Source organism: Lutibacter sp. TH_r2, assembly GCF_033101135.1.
Classification (GTDB): domain Bacteria; phylum Bacteroidota; class Bacteroidia; order Flavobacteriales; family Flavobacteriaceae; genus Lutibacter.
On the sequence record NZ_JAWMPV010000004.1, the window covers coordinates 197,781 to 219,249 of the forward strand.

General features: G+C 28.8%; 18 protein-coding genes. 10 read left to right on the top strand and 8 right to left on the bottom strand.

What is annotated here, in order from left to right; genetic code table 11:
- The first annotated feature begins 191 nt into the window (after positions 1–191).
- The 7 genes from R3X25_RS12595 to R3X25_RS12625 all read left to right on the top strand — a co-directional run bounded on the left by R3X25_RS12595 (position 192) and on the right by R3X25_RS12625 (position 8,395).
- Positions 192–2,609 (top strand): DUF5916 domain-containing protein, encoded by a 2,418-nt coding sequence (locus tag R3X25_RS12595; protein ID WP_317675273.1) that lies wholly within the window; start codon positions 192–194, stop codon positions 2,607–2,609.
- A gap of 40 nt (positions 2,610–2,649) precedes the next feature.
- Positions 2,650–3,312 carry an ABC transporter ATP-binding protein gene (locus R3X25_RS12600; RefSeq protein WP_317675274.1) on the top strand — a complete coding sequence of 221 codons (663 nt, stop codon included), beginning with the start codon at positions 2,650–2,652 and terminating at the stop codon, positions 3,310–3,312.
- Between the two features lie 10 nt (positions 3,313–3,322).
- Entirely contained in the window at positions 3,323–4,057 is a 735-nt protein-coding gene (locus tag R3X25_RS12605) for a 5'-methylthioadenosine/adenosylhomocysteine nucleosidase (protein ID WP_317675275.1), read from the top strand.
- A 29-nt stretch (positions 4,058–4,086) separates the two neighbouring features.
- Entirely contained in the window at positions 4,087–6,045 is a 1,959-nt protein-coding gene (locus tag R3X25_RS12610) for a BatA domain-containing protein (RefSeq protein ID WP_317675276.1), read from the top strand.
- Positions 6,042–7,292: a dihydroorotase gene (locus R3X25_RS12615; RefSeq protein ID WP_317675277.1), complete on the top strand. Its 1,251-nt coding sequence runs from the start codon at positions 6,042–6,044 to the stop codon at positions 7,290–7,292. Before R3X25_RS12610 ends, R3X25_RS12615 begins: the two co-directional genes overlap by 4 nt.
- 24 nt (positions 7,293–7,316) lie before the next feature.
- A complete protein-coding gene (locus R3X25_RS12620; RefSeq protein ID WP_317675278.1) occupies positions 7,317–7,643 on the top strand; it encodes a hypothetical protein in 327 nt (108 codons plus the stop codon).
- Positions 7,644–7,741: 98 nt separating this feature from the next.
- Entirely contained in the window at positions 7,742–8,395 is a 654-nt protein-coding gene (locus R3X25_RS12625) for an alpha/beta hydrolase (protein ID WP_317675279.1), read from the top strand.
- A gap of 8 nt (positions 8,396–8,403) precedes the next feature.
- On the opposite strand, the gene R3X25_RS12630 is transcribed toward R3X25_RS12625, so the two are convergent.
- The 3 genes from R3X25_RS12630 to R3X25_RS12640 all read right to left on the bottom strand — a co-directional run bounded on the left by R3X25_RS12630 (position 8,404) and on the right by R3X25_RS12640 (position 13,126).
- The gene (locus tag R3X25_RS12630; RefSeq protein WP_317675280.1) at positions 8,404–9,669 is read right to left on the bottom strand and encodes a purine-cytosine permease family protein; all 1,266 of its coding nucleotides are present in this window, start codon (positions 9,667–9,669) and stop codon (positions 8,404–8,406) included.
- 2 nt (positions 9,670–9,671) lie between these two features.
- Positions 9,672–10,715: a hypothetical protein gene (locus R3X25_RS12635; RefSeq protein ID WP_317675281.1), complete on the bottom strand. Its 1,044-nt coding sequence runs from the start codon at positions 10,713–10,715 to the stop codon at positions 9,672–9,674.
- Positions 10,716–10,789: 74 nt separating this feature from the next.
- A complete protein-coding gene (locus R3X25_RS12640; protein ID WP_317675282.1) occupies positions 10,790–13,126 on the bottom strand; it encodes a TonB-dependent receptor in 2,337 nt (778 codons plus the stop codon).
- A 136-nt stretch (positions 13,127–13,262) separates the two neighbouring features.
- Between R3X25_RS12640 and R3X25_RS12645 the strand changes: the two genes are divergently transcribed.
- Together R3X25_RS12645 and R3X25_RS12650 are read left to right on the top strand one after the other, a co-directional pair.
- On the top strand, positions 13,263–14,480 hold the full coding sequence (locus R3X25_RS12645) for a hypothetical protein (RefSeq protein ID WP_317675283.1): 1,218 nt from the start codon (positions 13,263–13,265) through the stop codon (positions 14,478–14,480).
- A gap of 238 nt (positions 14,481–14,718) precedes the next feature.
- Positions 14,719–15,765, top strand: a complete 1,047-nt coding sequence (locus R3X25_RS12650) for a hypothetical protein (protein ID WP_317675284.1) — start codon at positions 14,719–14,721, stop codon at positions 15,763–15,765.
- A 104-nt stretch (positions 15,766–15,869) separates the two neighbouring features.
- Here the strand turns inward: R3X25_RS12650 and R3X25_RS12655 are convergent, their stop codons facing one another.
- A complete protein-coding gene (locus tag R3X25_RS12655) occupies positions 15,870–16,271 on the bottom strand; it encodes a hotdog domain-containing protein (protein ID WP_317675285.1) in 402 nt (133 codons plus the stop codon).
- Between the two features lie 113 nt (positions 16,272–16,384).
- On the opposite strand from R3X25_RS12655, the gene R3X25_RS12660 reads away from it, so the two are divergent.
- Positions 16,385–17,152, top strand: a complete 768-nt coding sequence (locus tag R3X25_RS12660) for a carbohydrate-binding family 9-like protein (RefSeq protein ID WP_317675286.1) — start codon at positions 16,385–16,387, stop codon at positions 17,150–17,152.
- 5 nt (positions 17,153–17,157) lie between these two features.
- Here the strand turns inward: R3X25_RS12660 and R3X25_RS12665 are convergent, their stop codons facing one another.
- The 4 genes from R3X25_RS12665 to R3X25_RS12680 all read right to left on the bottom strand — a co-directional run bounded on the left by R3X25_RS12665 (position 17,158) and on the right by R3X25_RS12680 (position 21,469).
- Positions 17,158–18,489, bottom strand: coding sequence for a DUF58 domain-containing protein (locus R3X25_RS12665; RefSeq protein WP_317675287.1), 1,332 nt, complete (start codon positions 18,487–18,489; stop codon positions 17,158–17,160).
- A gap of 64 nt (positions 18,490–18,553) precedes the next feature.
- Positions 18,554–19,537, bottom strand: a complete 984-nt coding sequence (locus tag R3X25_RS12670) for a MoxR family ATPase (protein WP_317675288.1) — start codon at positions 19,535–19,537, stop codon at positions 18,554–18,556.
- A complete protein-coding gene (locus tag R3X25_RS12675; RefSeq protein WP_317675289.1) occupies positions 19,527–20,732 on the bottom strand; it encodes a DUF4350 domain-containing protein in 1,206 nt (401 codons plus the stop codon). The genes R3X25_RS12670 and R3X25_RS12675 overlap by 11 nt, the downstream gene beginning before the upstream one ends.
- Positions 20,729–21,469, bottom strand: coding sequence for a DUF4129 domain-containing protein (locus tag R3X25_RS12680; protein WP_317675290.1), 741 nt, complete (start codon positions 21,467–21,469; stop codon positions 20,729–20,731). The genes R3X25_RS12675 and R3X25_RS12680 overlap by 4 nt, the downstream gene beginning before the upstream one ends.

The window sequence follows — 21,469 nt, forward strand, 5'->3', positions numbered from 1 at the left end:
ATTAAATTTTAATTAGGTTTCAACAAATGTAATAAATCAAATTGTATTTTTAATGTGGATTTTTTAAAAAATATCTTAAATTAACTCTAATAATGAAATACCTTAAGTTGATAATTAACATATATTTAAGAACCTAAAAATAGCAAGTTAGTAACTTTAACGCAACTTAATCAAACAGCTTCATTCTAAAAATGAAAATAAATAATTTTCTATTCCTATTTCTATTTGTTTTTATTTCACATGCACAAATTAATCTAAATCCCAAAATATTAAATATTACTCGAACTGAAAAAGCACCAAAAATTGATGGAGTTTTAGACGAAAATTTTTGGCAAAATTCTGAAGTAGCTAAAAACTTTGTAATGTTTAGACCTGGATTTGGAGATAAAGAACATCCAAATAAAAAAACAGAAGTAAAAGTTGCATATGATAACGAAGCTATCTACTTCGGAGCTTATTTATTTGATGATGACATTAAAAATATTGCTTTAGAATCTAGCACTAGAGATAATTTTGGACAAGTAGATTGGTTTGGAATTATGATTAATCCTTTAAACGATGGATTAAACGATACCGAATTTTTTATTCAAGCAACAGGAAATCAAGCAGACGCTAAAGCTACTGTAGATAGCGAAGATTTTAGCTGGAGCGGCGTTTGGGAAAGCGCCGTAAAAATTGATGCCGATAAATGGGTAGTTGAAGTTAAAATTCCCTATTCTGCTTTACGCTTTTCAAATAATAAAGAACAAATTTGGGGTTTAAATTTTCATAGAAGAATTCAGAACACTAAAGAGCAATTTGTTTGGAACCCTATAGATAAAACCAAAGGATATATTCAACAATACGCAGGTATTTTAAAAGGATTTAAAAATATTAAACCTCCTGTGCGCTTAAGTTTCTCACCTTACGCATCTGCAAATTATTCAATTTTTGATAGTGACAAAAAGTTTGACACTAGTTTTGGAATGGATGTAAAATATGGAATTAGCGAAAGTTTTACACTAGATGCTACATTAATACCAGATTTTGGGCAAACTGCATTTGACAATCTAATTTTAAATTTAAGTCCTTTTGAACAAGAATATTCCGAGAAAAGAGCATTTTTTACTGAAGGAACTGAATTATTTAGTAAAGGAGATTTATTTTACTCTAGAAGAGTTGGAAACTCACCTTCTACCTATATTAATACAAATGAAGATTTAAACAGTAATGAAGAAATTTTAAACGAGCCCTCAAATGTAAAAATGTTGAACGCCGTTAAAGTTTCTGGAAGAACAAAAAATGGTTTAGGAATTGGAGTATTTAACGCCATAACCGAAAAAACTGAAGCTACCATTAAAAATACCAACACAAATGAGCTTCGAAAAATAATAACAGAACCTTTTGCAAACTATAGTGTTATTGTTTTAGACAAGCAATTTAATAAAAACTCATCAATCTCTTTTGTAAACACCAATGTTTTGAGAGAAGGTAAGTTTAGAGATGCAAATGTTTCAGCATTATTATTCGACTTAACTAATAAATCAAACAAATTTAAAATTGAAGGTGGTAGTAGCTTTAGTTATTTAAACGAATTTGATAAAACCACCAAAGGTATTTCAACCGAAATAGCACTCCGAAAAATTAGCGGAAATTGGCAATATGGTATTGAGCATAGCCTACAAGATGAAAATTTTAATAAAAATGATTTAGGATTTCAGCAAAGAAATAATTTTAGCAATTTTGAATCTTACCTAACCTATGAAATTTTTGAACCAACAAAAAACTTTGACAGTTACCGTTTTGCATTTTGGGCTGATATAAATTACCTACACAAACCAAATACCTATACAGATAATGAAATTGGTGTAAATTACTATTTTCAAACTAAAAAAGGTAGATTAGATTTTGGTGGTTATTTTGAAACTAGTTTAGGAAACCAATACGATTATTATGAACCTCGAGTTGAAGGTAGATATTTTAAAAAGTCTCCCCGAATAGCTTCTAACAATTGGATTTCTACCGATTATAGAAAAAAATTTGCTATTGATTTACAAGTATACATTTCTAAAAGAACACAAAACGACAATTATTATATTTCAAGTAGTATCTCGCCAAGGTTTAGAATAAACGACAAACTATCATTTATTCACGAATTATCTTACTCAAAAGACTCTAATGATTATGGTTATGTAAATGAGTTAGAAAATGGTGATATTATTTTTGGAAAAAGAGACACAAAATCTATTACAAATTCATTATCTGGAAAATATAATTTCAGTACAAAGTCCGCATTAAATTTAACTTTTCGCCATTATTGGTCACCTGTAGAGTATAACACCCAGTTTTACTTATTAAACAATGAAGGCGTTTTAGTCGAAAACAATTATTCTAGTAATCATAATATAAATTACAATATTTGGAATTTTGATTTAAATTATACTTGGGAATTTGCCCCTGGAAGTCAATTAATTGCCCTATACAGAAACTCAATTTTTAACGAAGATCAATTATCTAACTTAAGTTTTAGTGAGAATTTAGATAATTTATTTGACGAATCTATACTTCATAACCTATCCGTTAGGTTCGTGTATTATATTGATTATAATAAAGCTAAAAATTGGCTCTAATCAATATTAATTGTATTTTCACGGCTATTATTTTTGCATAATGATTGAAGCTAAAAACATACATAAATATTACGGAGAATTAGAAGTACTTAAAGGTGTAGATTTAAAAATTAATACTGGTGAAATTGTGGCAATTGTTGGACCATCAGGTGCAGGTAAAACAACACTTCTACAAATTTTAGGAACATTAGATAAACCTAATAAAGAAAACAACACTTCACTTACTATTAACAATCAAAGCCTTTTAAATTTAAAAGATAAAGGTTTATCAAAGTTTAGAAATGAACATATTGGTTTTATTTTTCAATTTCATCAATTACTACCAGAATTTAGTGCTTTAGAAAATGTCTGTATTCCAGCATTTATTGGCGGAAAAAATAAAAAAGAAACAGAAATAAAAGCTAAAGAATTACTCAAATTTCTAGGTTTAGAAAATAGAACCCAACATAAACCAAATGAGCTTTCTGGTGGAGAACAACAACGTGTTGCAGTTGCCAGAGCTTTAATTAACAATCCAAAAGTGGTTTTTGCAGATGAACCAAGTGGTAATTTAGATTCTGCTTCTGCTAAAAACTTACATCAATTATTTTTTGAATTACGAGATAAATTCAATCAAACCTTTGTAATTGTAACGCATAACAATGAGTTAGCAAACATGGCAGATAGAAAATTAGAAATGAAAGATGGAAAAATAATCAATTAAAAAGCAGTAAATGATTGGAATTATTAGCGCAATGCAAGAGGAAGTACAAGCACTTCTGCACGAATTAAAAAACATATCAACAACTGAAAAAGGTAAAAGAACATATTATCAAGGTGATTTATTTGGTAAAAAAGTAGTAATTGTTTTTTCACGTTGGGGAAAAGTAGCTTCAGCAGCTACAACAACACAATTAATTAATGATTTTGATTTAAACGAACTTATTTTTACTGGAGTTGCAGGAGCAATTCAACCACATTTAAACATTGGAGATGTTGTAATTGGTAAACATTTATATCAACATGATTTAGATGCAAGGCCATTTTACAATCAGTTTGAAATTCCAATTTTAAAACAATTGTATGTTGAAACAAAAGACTCTTCAATATTGCTAAAAGCTACAAACAATTTTATTGAAAATTACTCAACTTATGTTGAAAAAAATGAAGCTAATACATTTAACATTACAAAACCTAAAGTAATTAAAGGCGATATTGCAAGTGGAGATTTATTTGTTTCAAGTAAACAAAAAATTGCCGAATTAAATAAAGGAATAGCTTCGGCTGTTTGCTGCGAAATGGAAGGAGCTTCGGTTGCACAAGTTTGCTTTGAATATGATGTTCCTTTTTCTATTATTCGAATTATATCTGATGAAGCAAATGATAATGCAAATATAGATTTTGCACGTTTTGCAAATACAATTGCAAGTAATTATGCATTAGGTATTTTAAAATATTACTTTAGTTAATTTCATATATTTGATAAACCTTATTAAAAATGCAGTTTAAATATCCTGAACTTTTATACGCACTATTTTTATTAATTATTCCAATAATAGTGCATTTATTTCAACTGCAAAAATTCAAAAAAACTCCATTTACAAATGTTCAATATTTAAAAAAAATAGAACAACAAACTCGTAAAAGTGCAAGGCTAAAAAAGTACTTAATTTTAGCTACAAGAATGTTAGCTTTTACATGTATTATTTTTGCTTTTACTCAACCCTATTTTTCTAATATTTCAGCCGATCAAAAAATTGCAACCAGCATCTATTTAGATAACTCGTTAAGCATGTCTGCTAAAAATGAAAATGGCGAAATTCTAAAAAATACTGCACAAAATATTATTGATAATTTTTTAGAAGGTGATGAAACCGTTTCGCTACTCACAAACAACAGTAGCTTTAAAAACACTACTAAAAATAATATTAAAAATGAGTTAACAAAGTTAGAATATACCGTAAAAAAAGAAGATATTAATACTGTATTACTAAATTTAAACAACAATAAAAACACTAAAACTAACACTTCACTTAATTATATTTTATTTTCTGATTTTCAAAATGTTAATTTAAAAAACAAAAGCATAGTTACAAATGTAAACTCGCAAATTTCTCTTGTAAAACTACAACCAACAACCAACCAAAATATTTTTATAGATAGTATATTTATTGTATCAAAAACCAGCAATAAAACAACCCTTAAAACAAGTCTAAAAAGTATAAAACCAATTGATGATAGTTTTGCTATTGCCCTTTACGACTCAAATAAACTGGTTGGAAAAACAACAGCTAACTTTAAAAACACTACAACTTCTGAAGCAACTTTCACCATTCCAAATAAACAAAATTTCAATGGAAAAATTTCAATTTCAGTTGATGATTTAGCGTTTGATAACGACTTTTATTTTTCAATTTCTAACCCTGAAAAAATTAACATTTTAAGCATTGGAAACACCTCCAAATATTTAAGTAAAATCTATTCAAATAACGAATTTAATTTTACCCAAAAACCTCTTCAAAATTTAAATTACAACAACATCCAAAGTCAACATTTTATTATTTTAAACGAACTCGATATTATACCAAACGAGTTGGTAAATAGTATAGATAACTTTATTAAAAATGGTGGAAATATTTTAATTATACCTTCGGTAAATACAAACATTAACTCTTACAATAAATTATTTCAAAAAATAGGTTTAGGCACCATACAATCTAAAATTGAAAAAGAACACAAAATCACATCTATTAATTTTGAGCATCCACTTATAAAGGATGTATTTGAAAAAAAGATATCAAATTTTCAATATCCAAATAGTAAACTACACTTTTCTTCAACATTAAAAAACACAACATCAATACTTAAATTTGATACTAACAACGCTTTTATTGCTGCAAAAAACATTGGTAAAAGCAATTGTTATTGGGTTGCTTCACCTCTAAATATTAAAACTAGTAATTTTATCAATTCACCTCTTATTGTTCCTGTTTTTTACAATATGGGAAAAACAAGTTTTAACAACAATACACTATATTACACTATAAAAAACAATCAAAACATTACCATAAATGCATCTATTGGTAAAGATGAAGTTTTAACACTCTCTAATAAAAATTCAGAATTTATTCCATTACAGCAAAGTTCACAAAACAAAGTTGAGCTTACACTTCAAAATCAACCTTTAAAAAGTGGTTTTTACAGCTTAAATAGAAATAAACAGCACATTCAAACCATTGCTTTTAACTACAATAGAGAAGAAAGCGATTTAAATTATTTAGATATTGATGCTTTAACCAACAACCAACCAAACATAAAAGTTTACAATTCAGTAGATCAAGTTTTTGAAATAGTTAATAACAATGTTAAAATCAATTGGCTTTTTAAATGGTTTTTAGCATTTTCTATCCTATTTTTGTTTCTTGAAATGCTTATTTTAAAATATTTCAAACTATGAAACTACTTCTTAAAGCTGCTAAAATAATAGACAAAAGCAGTCCTTACCATCTTCAAACAAAAGATATTTTAATTGAAAAAGGAATTATTTCTAAAATTGAAGATTCAATTTCTGAAGCACATTCTGAAATTATTCAACTTGAAGATTTACATATTTCACAAGGTTGGTTTGATACTTCGGTTTGCTTTGGAGAACCTGGTTTTGAAGAAAGAGAAACAATAGATCACGGTTTACAAGTAGCTGCAAAAAGTGGATTTACAGCAGTTGCTATTAACCCAAACACCAACCCAGTTTCAGACAATAAAGCGGTTATTGAATTAATGATAAATAAAGCTCAATATTCTGCTACTAACATACACCCAATTGGAGCTTTTACAAATGGAATGAAAGGTGAAGATATGGCAGAATTATTTGACATGCAAAATTCTGGCGCCATTGCATTTGGAGACTACAACAAAGCTATTTCTAATCCTAATTTATTAAAAATAGGACTTTTATACACTCAAAACTTTAACGGTTTACTAATTAGTTTTCCTCAAGAAAATAGAATTGCAGGTTCCGGATTGGTAAATGAAGAAGTAAATAGCACGCAACTTGGATTAAAAGGAATACCAGCTTTAGCAGAAGAAATACAAATTGTTAGAGATTTATTTTTAGTAGAATATACCGAAGGCAAATTACACATTCCAACAATTTCAACAAAAAAATCAGTAGAATTAATTAAAGAAGCTAAATCTAAATGTTTAGATATTACTTGTAGTGTTTCAGCGCATCATTTAACTTTAACTGATAATGAAATTAAAAACTTCGACGCTAACAACAAAGTACTTCCACCTTTGAGAACACAAAAAGATTGCGATGCTTTAATTGAAGGTGTAAAAGACGGAACTATTGATATGATAACTAGCGACCATAACCCAATTGATATTGAACACAAAAAAATGGAATACAACAATGCAAAGTTTGGATCCATTGGATTAGAAAGTTTATTTGGAAGTTTAAATCAAGTTTTACCTTTAGAAGTGCTAGTTGAAAACCTTTCAGAAAAACCAAAAAAACGATTCAATATTGAAGTAAATCCTATTAAGGTTGGTAACAAAGCAGAGTTATCACTCTTCACTCCTACAGCTGAATATATATTTAGCGAAGAAGATATTTTATCATCTTCAAAAAATAGTATTTTTATGAATAAAAAAATGATAGGTAAAGCTTATGGAATAATTGCAAACAACCAAGTAATATTATAATTATAAACCACTAAAACTAAAAATATGGAAAATCAAACAGTTAACGAAGGTAAAACAGCAGCAATAGTATCATACTTATGGTGGATTGGGTTTATTATTGCCTATTTAATGAACAACAGTAAACGAAATGCTTTTACAGGATTTCATTTACGCCAAGCATTAGGGCTTAACCTTTTAAGTTTAGCTGCATCCCTAGTTTCGCGCTATGTTAGCGGAACTGCAGGAGCGGTAATTGCTGTTGGAGCACTTGTACTTTGGATTATGGGACTTATTGGTGCTGCTCAAGGAGAAGAAAAAAAAGTACCTTTATTAGGAGATCAATTTCAAGATTGGTTTAAAGGAATTGCTTAATTAACAAAACATTTATCAATGTCATTCTAAACGAAGTGAAGAATCTAAACAATATTTCACTTTATTTAAAATGACATTTTTTTATTCTTATTTAAAAAATGGAGAAATTATCACTAGAATACCTGGTTCAAGAACCAAACGAAATAAACGAACAAACTAACTTATTAATTTTAGTACATGGTTATGGAAGTAATGAAGAAGATTTATTTTCATTTGCAGCCGAATTGCCAGAAAATTTAATTATTGTAAGTACTAGAGCTCCAAGAACATTAGGTTTTGGAAGTTATAGCTGGTACACTATTAATATGGATAATAGTGGTGGTAAGTTTTCAAACGATGAAGAAGCTATCGAATCTAGAGATTTAATTTCTAAATTTATTTCTGAAATTCAAGAACGTTACGCTAAAACACCTAAACAAACATTTTTATTAGGTTTTAGTCAAGGTTGTATTTTAAGTATTGCAGTTGCTTTAAGCTATCCAGAAAAAATTCAAAAAGTTATAGGTTTAAGTGGTTATGCTAATTTTGAGATTTTACCTGATAATTACAACAATCCACTTTATGCTAATTTAGATTTCTTTTTATCTCACGGAAGTGTTGACCAAGTTTTACCAGTTGAATGGGCTAGACAAACCGATGAATTTTTAACTCAAATTGAGGTAAAACATAGCTATCAAGAATATCCAGTAGGTCACGGCGTTGCACCCCAAAATTTCTTTGCATTTAAAAAATGGATTGAAGAAAGAATGTAACCTGTAAACTATTTTTTAAAAATTTCTTTCCTCTTCAAAATCAAGTAAATAATTCCACCTAATAAAAACGAATCGATAAAATAAGCGTGCGTAATATGAAAAACTTCAAGATACGTAAAAACAGTAATTACTGAACTTACCACCCAACTTATTAATGCTGCTGGTTCCCATTTATTTATATCTTCCAGATTATATTTTTGTTTTTTAATCCAAAAGAAATGAATAAAATAGATTGAAGATATTGATGGAGCTAAAATCCCTAAAAATTCAAGAAAATCAAAAAGATATTGAGCAAAACCCAATAAAGCCAAAATTGTACCGAATATACTAGACACAATTGCAACCATTTTGAAACTCCATTTTTTGTTTATTGTTGCAAAAGTTAAACTAGCAGAATACAAATTTGTAGCATTGGTGCTCCAAGTTGCAATAAAGAGTAATAAAAAAGCAGGGATAACCATATTGTACTGCTCCATTATTTTAATAATATCTACTTCACCTGTTTGAATAGATGGTACAGCACTTAATATAAGTGCTAACGGTGTACCAATTGTAAGTCCAAGTACGGCTCCTAAACTTTGTTTATCTGTTTTTACAAACCTAGAAAAATCTGCCATTAATACAGGAAACAAGATTGCTGCACCTACTAAAATTGATGTTGCATCAAAAAGGGTCATTGTACTTTTGGTTGGAACATAATTGAACAGCTCAACCCAAGGGTTTTCTAAATTTTTTATAGAAAGATAAAATACATAGATTAAAAATCCGGTTAAAATAGGGATAGAAATATTGGCAAGCTTTTCTATACTTCGTATACCGTAAACCGTTGTTATTGTAATAAATATACTTGTTACAATAATAATTAGCTCTTTGGAAACTTCAACTTTAAATGTACTTATTGTAGTATCAAAAATTGCAATAGCCAACAATTCTAAAGCAACAGCAAACCAACCTATTAAAGTAACTCCAAATATAAAATTTACAATTTTAGCTCCATATTCTCCAAAACTAAAATGCAAAATCATATAGGTTGATAATCTTGAACGATTACCAATTAAGGTAGTTGCCATACACATTATGGTTAATACCAATGTTGACACACCAAATGCAATTAGTGCTTTTTTAAGACCTAAATTAAGCGCAATTTCTGAACCTAAAAACAATGTGGAAACAGAAAGTCCAGTACTTGCAATAATTAGAGCAACAACCCAACCCGAAACAAAATCTTTTGGTTGAACCTTACTAGTAGCATATTGATCTCCTTCTTGAGCCATTATTAATTTTTTAGTAAGTTTTGTGTTAACGGTTTTAAATCTGGATGACATACTTCGCCACTATCAAAAATTTGAATATCGTCTAAATAGATACTCACATTACTTACAACACCATCAAAATGCGATTTTGCTTCTTGCCCAAACGGTGGCATATCCATAGCACTTGTATGTCCAAAACCAAAATCAGCACCTCCCCAAATACGCTCATCTTCAACAAGTTCCCCAGTTAATTCATTAACTTTCGGGTTTAAACCTAACATATTATGAGAGATTTTATACATATTTTCATCTTCAAAAGAAGCTAGATATTTTTTAAAATTTTCTGAAGCTTCTTTCCCTCCTTTTACATCACTAATTGCTCCATTTGCCATTTCAAAACCTAAAACACTGTTTGTATTAGCATTTTGCAAGTAATCGAAAACAATAATCCCATTCATACTTGCTAATTTAGGAACTATATTTACAAATCCTGGAGCTGTACCAAATTTTGGTTGAGATAAATCGCCATCGTCAATATCAAAAGCGTAATTCAAATCTATATCATATGAAACATCTGTTCCGTTTTCACTAGTAATTCTCACTGTTTTACAATCCATTACCATTTTTCGAACTTTATTCAACAATTGCTTTAACAATTGAATATCAAACCCTGTAAAAACTCTGTGTAACGATTTTATGGTACTATCTGCAATAATTAAATAACGTATTTTTTTGTTATCTCGCATTGCAGTTTCCCAAATATCTGAATACAATAACACTACTGAATTTGCTTCAATCCAAACATCAACATTGCACAACGCTGCAGTTAATGCTTCAGAAGGCCAATCTTTCATACCTGCCTGACTATCTTTTTCTGCTTTAGGAATCCACATTATCAAAGGTTTTGCACCTAACTTTAAAGTTGCTGCAGCTAAAGCATCAACAATTGTATTATCTGAACCTATATCTATAGTAATTGCAACTGATTCTCCTGGTTGAACCTTAAACATTTCTCCCATTAAAATTTCTGAAAATTCAGCAACCATTTTTTGATTCTTATTCAACATACTTTTAGTTTAAAAAGAGGAAATAATATATTTCCTCTTAAATAATTAATTCAAAATTTACTACTTAATTTTTTTTAAAACTTAACTGAAATTGCTGTTCCAAAACTTAAAGGTTGTCCTCTCCAAGCTACATCATCAGGACTACCAACAAATTCTCCTGGTGAAAATTCTTGATAATATTGCTTATCTGTAAGGTTTTTACCCCAAATATCTAACTTCCAGTTTTTGTACTCTAGCCCAATACGAGCCTCTAATAAAGAATAAGCATCTGTTGTAAATGCATCTCTATTACTTTCGTGCCAATATGTTTTTGCTGTTGTATCTAAATTTAAAAATCCATTAAACTTTAATTCAGAATTTATTTTAAATGAAGATTCCAATCCTACACTAAAATTACTTTCAGGAACAAAAGGTGTTTTATTACCATTATAAACCGTATTATCCGTTGTATCACCATTGGCACCTCCAGTTTTTCCACCATCTACTATTTCTGTATTTGTATATCCATAGTTTGCAAAAACATCTAAAAACTTTGTTAAACGTAAGCGAGATTCTAACTCAAACCCAACAAATTTACTTTCATTATAATTGTAAACTCCTGAAATAAAAGTATTTAAATCAAGAATATATTGTTGTTGATTTTCCATTTTAGAGGCAAAAACAGATCCATTAAAAATAAATCGATCATTCCAAGAAGTGGTTTTAAAACCTAACTCATAATTTTCTGAAGTTTCATCTTTAAAATCTCTGTTGAAAAGATCTGTAGCATCTGCATTATAACCTCCTGTTCTATATCCTTTACCATAGTTTGCATAGAATAAAACATTTTTTGAAGCTTGATAAGATAGCGATACTTTTGGTTGAAATTCATTATTATCTCTAGACGATTCCGTTTCAAATAAATAATCTTCCTGACTAAATTCATCAATATCATATCTAAAACCAGCAGAAGCAGTTAGCTTTTCTGTTAATTTATAATCTGCAAATCCAAAAAGCGCAATAGTTTTAGTGGTGTTTTTATAATCTGCTACCTGATAAGCTGCTCCTTCTTCAGCACCATTTTCAACAAGTTCTTTTTCTGTATTTTGATAAAAACCTCCTAAACTCCAATCTAATTTTGCGTCGGTATTTTTATTATTCAATCTAATTTCTTGATTAAATGTTTTTGTGTTGGTAACTCTATCTTGCGTAAACAAATCAAAATCTAAAAAGTCAAGATCCCCAACAATCGATTTTTCCACTTTATTAAAAGATGTTATACTTTGAAGGTTCATATTTTCAAAAGAATAATCCATTTTAAAATTACCATAGTTGTTAATCATATCAGAATTTCCTAATAAATCAGCAACAATAACATTGTTTCCATCTTTTGGGTTTGGATCTAAAATTCCTCCTGGAAATCCTTCATAACCAGTTGGATTTACAGAATAATAAGCCGCACCACCATCTAAATCAAAATATTGATATGTACCAGTAACCGTAAAATTATCTGTAACACGCGCTTTCAATTGACCTCTAAAATTCACATCTTTTCTAAAATCTACTTTTTTATTTAAAAATTCATTAGTTAACAAACCGTCAAAATCTTTAAATTGAGTTGAAACTCTATAAAATACCTTATCCTTTTTTAAAGCGCCTGAAGAAATAAATTGAGCTTCTTTTAAACCGCCATTTCCAAGACCTAATTTAATTTTATTAGACATTGTATTGGTTGGTTCTTTTGTATAAATATTTACAGCTCCACCAATGGCGTTTTTTCCATACAAAGCTCCTTGAGGTCCTTTTACCACTTCAATCAGTGCTAAATCATATAATTCCTGACTTAATAAACTTGGATCTGGAATGGTAACACCATCAATTACAAATGCCAACGGTGCATCTCCTCCTCTAACTTGTGAAATACCTCTTACCGTAATTGTATTTAAACCAATTTCTTGAGAAGTATTAAACTTTAAATTTGGGACTAAACTAGAAAAACTGCTCACATCGTTTATTCCTGCATTTTCAATACCTTCTGAATTTAAAGCTGTTACAGATTCTGGAGTACTTTGAATAGTTGCTGTACGTTTTCTAGATTTCCCAATAACACCCGTAAAACCTTGAATGGTTACTTCATCTAAAGATTGTGCAGATTCTTCTAACTCAATACTTATTCTATTTGCTCCTTCTACTTTTTTCTCTGTTGTAACAAATCCCACAAATGAAATAACTAAAACTGCGCTATCTGATGATACAGATATCTCATAGTTTCCATTGAAATCTGAAACCACACCTGTTGTTGTTCCTTTCTCAATAATTGTAGCTCCAGGTAATGGCTCGCCTAATTTGTCTGTTATTTTTCCAGTTACGTTAATTTGAGCAAACCCAAAAGTTGCAACAAACAGAAAAATAAATACGATAGATTTTTTCATAATATAATATATCTTTTTATGATAATAATTTACTTTAATTACAAGAGTAAAATTAGATTGTTAATATTAATTCCCGTTAATTTTAAATATTAATTATATTTTCAATAATTTTATATTTATTTTAGGAATTTATATTATGAAATCAGAATCATTAGTTTTAACAACAGAATACTTTAAACTTATACTAGATAAAATAGTTGAAACTTTTATGTATAAGCATAACATTACAAACCTTCCAAAAACATTTCAGCTTTATGGTTATGGATCATTTGATGATGATAAACCTAGTTTAAAAAAAGATTTTGAAGAAATTGGCAACGATTTTATTAATGGTAAATACTTATATGACAAATCTCGCGAGTTAGAAAAAGGAAAACGAACTATTAAAATTAATGAATTCTATAAATCTATTATATTATTATATATAGGTTATGAAAATTTTGAAGATTTTTTTAACAACATAAGTACTTCCAAAGAAGATAAAGAACAACAACTAGCTCTTATTAATAAAAATACAGATAATACTTATTATTACCTAAATTACTACTTTGGTGAAGACAATAGCGTTATTAAAGGTAAAACAGTTATTTCAAACAATTGGAAAAAGATTAAACACACTTTCCTTTACCCATTAGAAGATGGAACATTTAGAGAACATTATAGTGATGGTTCTGTTAATATACACGGTGATACTATTACTATTAGAACAAAAACGCTATCAGGTGATAAATACATTGATGGTGCAAGCGAAATATATTACACGGGCCATAAAGATTCTTCAAACATTAATTATCTTGTAGGTACCTATTGCACCTTTGATATTTACACAAATACCGTAGCTGGACGCTCCATATTAGAAAAGTGTGAAAACAAGGAAGATATGGATGAAAAAGCCCAAACACCATATATTCCCCCCTATATTGCTATGGAAGTTAGAGATAAACGTATTGTTAATAATAGCGTTGTTCCAAAACACTTTTTAGAACTTTCAAATAGAAGTCCTTTTTCTGCAATTTTTGGAAAAATCCCAGGAACTTATGAAATTACCTTTCAATTAAAAGAGGATTTTGAAGAAACTATTAAATTTAAAATTTTACCGAATAGTTATAAAATAATCACATTAACTGAAAATGTATATATAGAAAAAGACAGAATGGAACTTTTAAACAAAGGCTCTATTCTAAATTTAAGATTTAACTTTTCAGGAATTATTGCTCTTGAAAGAATTAATATTTATTTTAAAACCTATTACTTAAAAGATGGCAGGGATTTTCAAAAAGGAGTATTTAGTGGAATTGACAACGAAAACAGATTGATAAATGGTGATTTAAAGGTACATTTTTCACCTCACTAATTTTATTCACCTAAAACGTAATTCATCTTCAAGTTAAGTTTAATTAGTTGTTTATTATAAGAGGTACAAAAACAATTTTACTCTTTAAACCCTTGTTTATCGATTATTTATATTAAAACCATTTATCACTTCTTTTAAACCATATATTATGTTTAATCAAATTTTAATTTAATTATTTTGTTAAATTATTACATACAATTAAACACTTATTTATTATAAACCTAAATATTTAAAAATTATGAAAAAAATTACTTTTAAATTATTTACAGTTATTTTTTTAATGACTGTAGTTTCTAATGCACAAAATGTTAGCATTACTGCAATCAACGGAACAGACCCTACTGTTTTCCAAAACAACACCGTTACCACGCCTCTAACTGCTGGAACAGTTTTAGATGTTGAAGTTACTTATACTGATGTTCAAGATAATGGTGGTGCTTCAAATTTACATATTAAATTATTTGATAATTGGACATTTATTGCTGGAACTCAAATAGATGAAACAGTTACAAATTCTGCTACATCACAAACTATAACTATACAATTAACTGTGCCATCTATGAACCCTGGCACAACTGCTGGTCGACTTCAAGTTCGTGGATGGAACGGAAGCAGTTGGGATATTGGTAATTATGTAACAAATTTATCAATTGCAGAAGATGATGTAGAAGTAAGCGCTGCTGTTGAAATTACTACAATTAACGATCAAAGCGTTGATGCTTATCGCACATCTGTAAATGGCGAATTAACAGAAGGTGATACTCTAATTATTGGAGTAGATTATACTGCAATTAAAGCTGACCCTACTAGAGGTGATGTTATAGATGTGAGAGTTAGATTTTTAGATGTTGATTATGCTCTAATCCCAGAAGGAACTGTAGGATCTACAACAGTGACAACTAGTGACACTACTCAATCAACAACTGTTTCTTTAACAGTTCCAAATGTTGATACATCTCTTACAGATGTTAGAATTCAGGCTTTAGGATATGGATTTACAGGATCTGAAGATGGATTAACATATAAATACGCAAATAGTTTTAATATTGACGCTTCTACTTTAGCAGTAGATAAGTTTGAAAAAAACGAAATCAATGCTTATTACAGTGAAAATAAAAATGCCATTGTTTTAAGTGAAGCTATTAAAGGAGAATATATTATTTACAATTTAATGGGGCAATCTATTTCTAAAGGTGAAATTACCAATGAAATTAATGTTTCAAATTTAAAGTCAGGAGTATACATTTTTTCTACTGAAGTAGGTAGTTTAAAATTTGTTAAATAATATATTAATTTACAAAAAATAAAACAAAAAAACGGAGCGTATTACACTCCGTTTTTTTGTTTTACAATTCTAAAATATCAGTAAAAACTTTAAAGCACGTTTATCTAACTATCCAAAACGTGGCTCTCTAATGAGAAACAAATAAATTCTCCTTCAAAAACCAGTATATTTTCTTGGTTTTTAACTGAAACTGAAACAGCTGATTTTACTGAATTAAACTTTTCTGTAACAACAGCTTCTGCTGTTAACTCATCACCAACTACAGTTGGTTTCATAAATTTAACTTCGGCTTTTCCTAAAACCACATTTGGATGATTAATAGCAACCATTGCAGCATAATCAGCTAACCCAAAAGTAAAACCTCCGTGTGCTAAACCACGTGAATCTACCACCATTTCCTTGGTCATTTTTAAGGTAACTGTAGCTTTATTCTCTTCAATTGAAATTACTGCCCCAACAAGTTCTTTTGATGTTTTTAAGTGTGTGTTTTGAACTATTTTACTCATATTACTTTTATTCGATTATCAGCAACAAAAATAAGTACTATTTGATTTAGACACATTCTATATTAGAATTAAAATAGATTAAAAATGGTACTTTAGCTATTTAAAATAATTTTATGAAAACACGACCAATACATGCTTATTATATCATTATTATTTTAACATTGGTATCATGCAATACGCAATTAGATAAAACTAAAGGCAAAACTTCTATTTATAAAGCTATTAAAACTTCAGAAACATTAACTATAGATGGAAAAATGAATGAAAAAGATTGGGAGAAATCACCCGTTTATACACTAGATCACTTTTACAAAGCTGAAAAACCAACCGATAAGCAAAAAACGAAATATAGAATGTTATGGGATGAAGAAAACCTATATTTATTTTTTGAATGTGAAGATCAATATATAACAGCTCGTGAAACTGTTAGAGACGGTACACCTTTTTTAGATGATTGTGCCGAAATTTTCTTAATTCCAGTTCCTGAAGCAATAGATACTCACTTTTGTTTTGAAGTAAACTTATACAACACATCAAATGATATTGTTTATTTAGATAAATTTTACAAGAACTCTAAAGGTGTAGTTAAAGCGTTTAGTCCAGATTTTAAAACAGAAGTTAATATTAATGGAACTTTAAATAACAATAGTGATATTGACAAAGGTTGGACCATGGAATTTGCCATTCCGTTAGTTACTTTTAGAGGTGTTAATACTTTTCATCCAGTTGAAATTGGCACTAAATGGAGGTTTTTAGCAGTTAGACAAAATAGAGATGATATTGATGGAGAACGAAGAACTACTTCAACCATTTCATCTATTCAAAATCAAGATTCAGTACACAAATCTAAATATTTTAGTTTACTTGAGTTTGCTAAATAATTATTTTAAATAAACCCTTTTGCTTTAAACTCTAGGTATTTATTTATAACATTAACTGTTAGGTTTTTAGGTTTTGTTAAAATAGCATAAATTCCCTTACTTTCTAGCTCTTTAACAATCAAACGCTTTTCAAAAGCAAATTTTTCAGCAATAGTTTTATGATAAATAGTTTGAACATCTTCAGCATTTTCAGCAATTAATTGATCTAACTCTGTATTTTCAAAAAACACAACTACTAATAAATGATTTCTAGAAATAGCTTTTAAAAACTGTAATTGTCGTTTTAAACTAGAGATATGTTCAAAATTTGTATATAAAATCAACAAACTTCTTTGATTTATAGTACGTTTAATATATGCATATAAATAACCAAAATCAGAATCTGTAAATTTTGTGTTTATATTATATAAAGCTTCATTAATTTGGTGTAAATGTGTTTTTTTATTACTCGCAGCAACCAACGTGTCAACTTTTTTAGCAAAAGTTAATAAGCCCGCTTTATCATTTTTACGCAATGCAATGTTTGAAAAAGCTAACGCAGAATTTATAGCGTAATCCAACAATTTCAATTCTTCAAAAGGCATTTTCATTACTCTACCTAAATCTATTATTGAATAAATTGGCTGTGATTTTTCATCTTGGTATTGATTTACCATTAATTTGGATTGCTTTGCTGTTGCTTTCCAGTTTATAGTTCTCGCATCATCACCAATTACATAATTTTTAATCTGCTCAAACTCTAATGTATGTCCTATTCTACGAATTTTTTTCAACCCAAATTCCGTTAAGCGATTGCTCATTGCCAAAAACTCATATTTACGCATTTGTATGTATGAAGGATATACGGCAACCATTTCATTCTCCTGAAATTTATAACGTCTACCAATTAAACGTAGAAAAGAAGAAACATAGACATTTAGCTTTCCAAAATGGTACTCACCACGTTCTACAGGTCTAACTTCGTACTCAAAATTGTAATTTTCAGAAGCTTTTATAATTGCTGTATGTTCAAAATCTCTTTTTTGAAATTGAATTGGCAATTCATCAATTAATTTTACTTCTATATTGAAATTATAATTGTTTATAACCGTAATTGGGATTGGATTATCATCTGAATTTGAAAATTTTTCAGATAAAATTCTACGTGCTTTTATTCCGTTTTTCTTTCCAAATAATAAATAAATGTCTACAAAAAATAATACCGATAAAATTATTACAAGAAACCAAGCAAGCATATACAATACAGGTATCCAAAACGACAGTAAAAAAGTTGCTGAAATAGCACTGATGTACACAAAAAATTGTTGATGTATGTATAAGCTTTTTATGAAATTCATTTCACGTTTATTTCTTAAAATTGTTAGGTTACAATGTTCCTCGCAAAAAAAGTATTGGTTTAAATTATCGTGGAACTTCCACCGATTGCACAATCATTTCAACAACTTTATCAGCTGTCATCCCTTCCATTTCACGTTCAGGAGTTAAAATAACTCTATGACGTAACACTGGATAAATAACCTTTTTAATATCTTCCGGAATCACAAAATCTCTACCATTAATAGCTGCATACGCTTTTGAAGCAATTAAAACTGCAATACTTGCTCTTGGCGAACCTCCTAAATATAAATGCGGATGATTTCTGGTTTTTAAAATAATTTGAGCAATATATTTCAGTACTTTTTCTTCTACCAAAATTTCAAATATTTGCTGCTTATACTTCATCAATTCATCTTCTTTTATTAATGAATTAATCATAGTTTGTGGCAACGCTCCTTTACGTTCTTGGTTAGATTTTAAAATCAATATTTCTTCCTCTAAACTTGGATAACCTACATCAATTTTAAATAAAAATCGGTCTAACTGTGCTTCTGGCAATGCATACGTTCCTTCCTGCTCTATTGGATTTTGAGTTGCTAACACCATAAATGGAGGTTTCATTTTATAGGTTGTTCCATCCATTGATATTTGGCGTTCTTCCATTACCTCAAACAATGCTGCTTGTGTTTTTGCCGGCGCACGGTTAATTTCATCAATCAATACAAGGTTTGAAAATATTGGACCTTGTTTAAACTCAAATTCTGAAGTTTTCATATTTAAAACCGAAGTACCTAACACATCACTTGGCATTAAATCTGGCGTAAACTGTATTCTACTAAAACCGGTTTCAACTGTTTTTGAAAGCAATTTAGCCGTAATTGTTTTTGCAACACCTGGAACACCTTCTATTAAAACATGGCCGTCGGCTAATAATGCCACTAATAACAAGTCAATAAAATCTTCTTGACCAACTATAATTTTTCCAAGTTCAGCTTTAATATTTTCAACTGCCAACTTTAAGTTTGCAAGGTCAATTCTAGTGTTAAAATTTAAATCGTTATTTTCCATAGTGTATGGTGTTTTTAAAATTTTCTATCATTGTATTTAATGTCATTAATTGAGTTTCTGTAATTTCATTTCTCATGTGAATTTGCTCACAGTATTCAAATAATGTTTTTATTTTTTCAATATCGTGACCACTTCTTGCGGCCAAATTTTTATAAAATGTTTGGTTTATTTCTGAAGTTGGAATGTGCAATTTAGTTCTAATAAATTCCAATAAATAACTTATTTTATGTTCTGCTATGCTTTTATGCTCTGATTTTTCAAAGTACATGTTTGAAATAGTTCTAGTAAAAGCAAGTGTTTGATTTTTTAATGGTTTTAGAATTGCAATACTACGTTGCTTGCGTTTCCCCTCAAAAATAACAAAGAATAAAACTCCAAATAAAGCTAAATAATACGCCCATTTTAGATGTTTATTATTCAATAAATAATACATGGGTGATGCAATTCTACTTTTACCTGTTTTGTAATATGCATCCCAAAGAATAGGCTTTTCCTCATCTAAATACGATAAAATATTTGCTGCATGTTGATGATTTTCACCATTTAAAATATTGTAATTGGTAAACACTTCTGGAAACGTATGAAAGAAAAATTCCCCTTTTCCATAGTTGAATTTTACAAAATTAACACCTTCTTCGGTGCGTTCATCTGCATTATTTACATAGGCTGTAATACCTAAAATTGTTGTATTAACAGTGTCAATCTGTTTAAAAACATAATTACTAATTGCTTTATCAAAAGTGTATTCTTTATTTTTAAAAGCTTTATTTTTAAACTTAAAAATTACTTTTTCATCAAAATTATTACTGACTAATCTTTCACATTCAAAATTAAGTGTATCTATATTTATAGCTCTTGTAGAAATAAAAACATTGTTACCGCGCGCTACAAATTTCATTAATTGTGAAAACTCTTCATCTCCAAAATTAATTGCATTGTTTATAAAAACATAGGTGCCATTTTGTTCTTCTTCTTTTAAATAAACATAAGGCGTTTTATAAATTGTTTTAACTTTTGTGTTTGGGAAAAGATTAGCTAGTTGCTCTTTTAAAACATAGGTTCCGTAAGGTATTTTATGTTTTGCAGCATACGTTGGATACCAATTTATAGGTTTCTTTTTTGTACTTTCCAAGTACAACATTGCTCCTATCAAAAGCACTAAAAAACCTATATATATGTATGTTTTTCTACTCACAATTTACGGTTTAATAGTTTTGCTGCATTCTGAAAGTTAGATTCCACTTTTGAAAATTCAATTTCACTAATATCAAAATTACCGTACCAAACAAAATCGTATAAATGGGTTAAATCAGAGAATGCGCTTTTGATATTCTTTTTTGAAATTTCTTTAATATAATCTTCATTCGTTTTTTGCTGTTCCCAAGCAATTAATTCTTTTGCTTCCAACTGTTTTAACAACATTAGATAATAAAAACGTACAGCAAGTCTAAAGTTTTTCTGTTCAATAGCTTGTTGAATTAATTTTGGCAAATCTTTACTTTTAATCAATTCTTCTTCTTCAGTTATATTTACAATAGGTTTATTTTTTGCTAAACTATCTCTGTTAACTGAATTAACTTTTAAGAAAAGTTTTATCATTAATAAAACAACTGCTAAAAGTATTAAATAAGGAAGTATTTGTACAATAAATGCAAAAATTCCAGTTGCACTTTCAACTCCAAATAACCATTCTAAAAAATTTAATAATTGTCTACCTAACCATCTAAAAACTCGTTCTAAAAAGCTAGGTTCAGTATTTAATTTTTCTTCATTATAATTAAAATCTTTGCTATTTTTATATCTATTTAACTCCTTTTTTTCGAACTTTTTTTGAACAATTGTACTTTTATCTGTTTGCACAGTTAATGAATCGACACTAGCAAAAAGCTGTGCCGAAAAAAACAATAAACAAATAAAAAGTAGCTGTTTCAT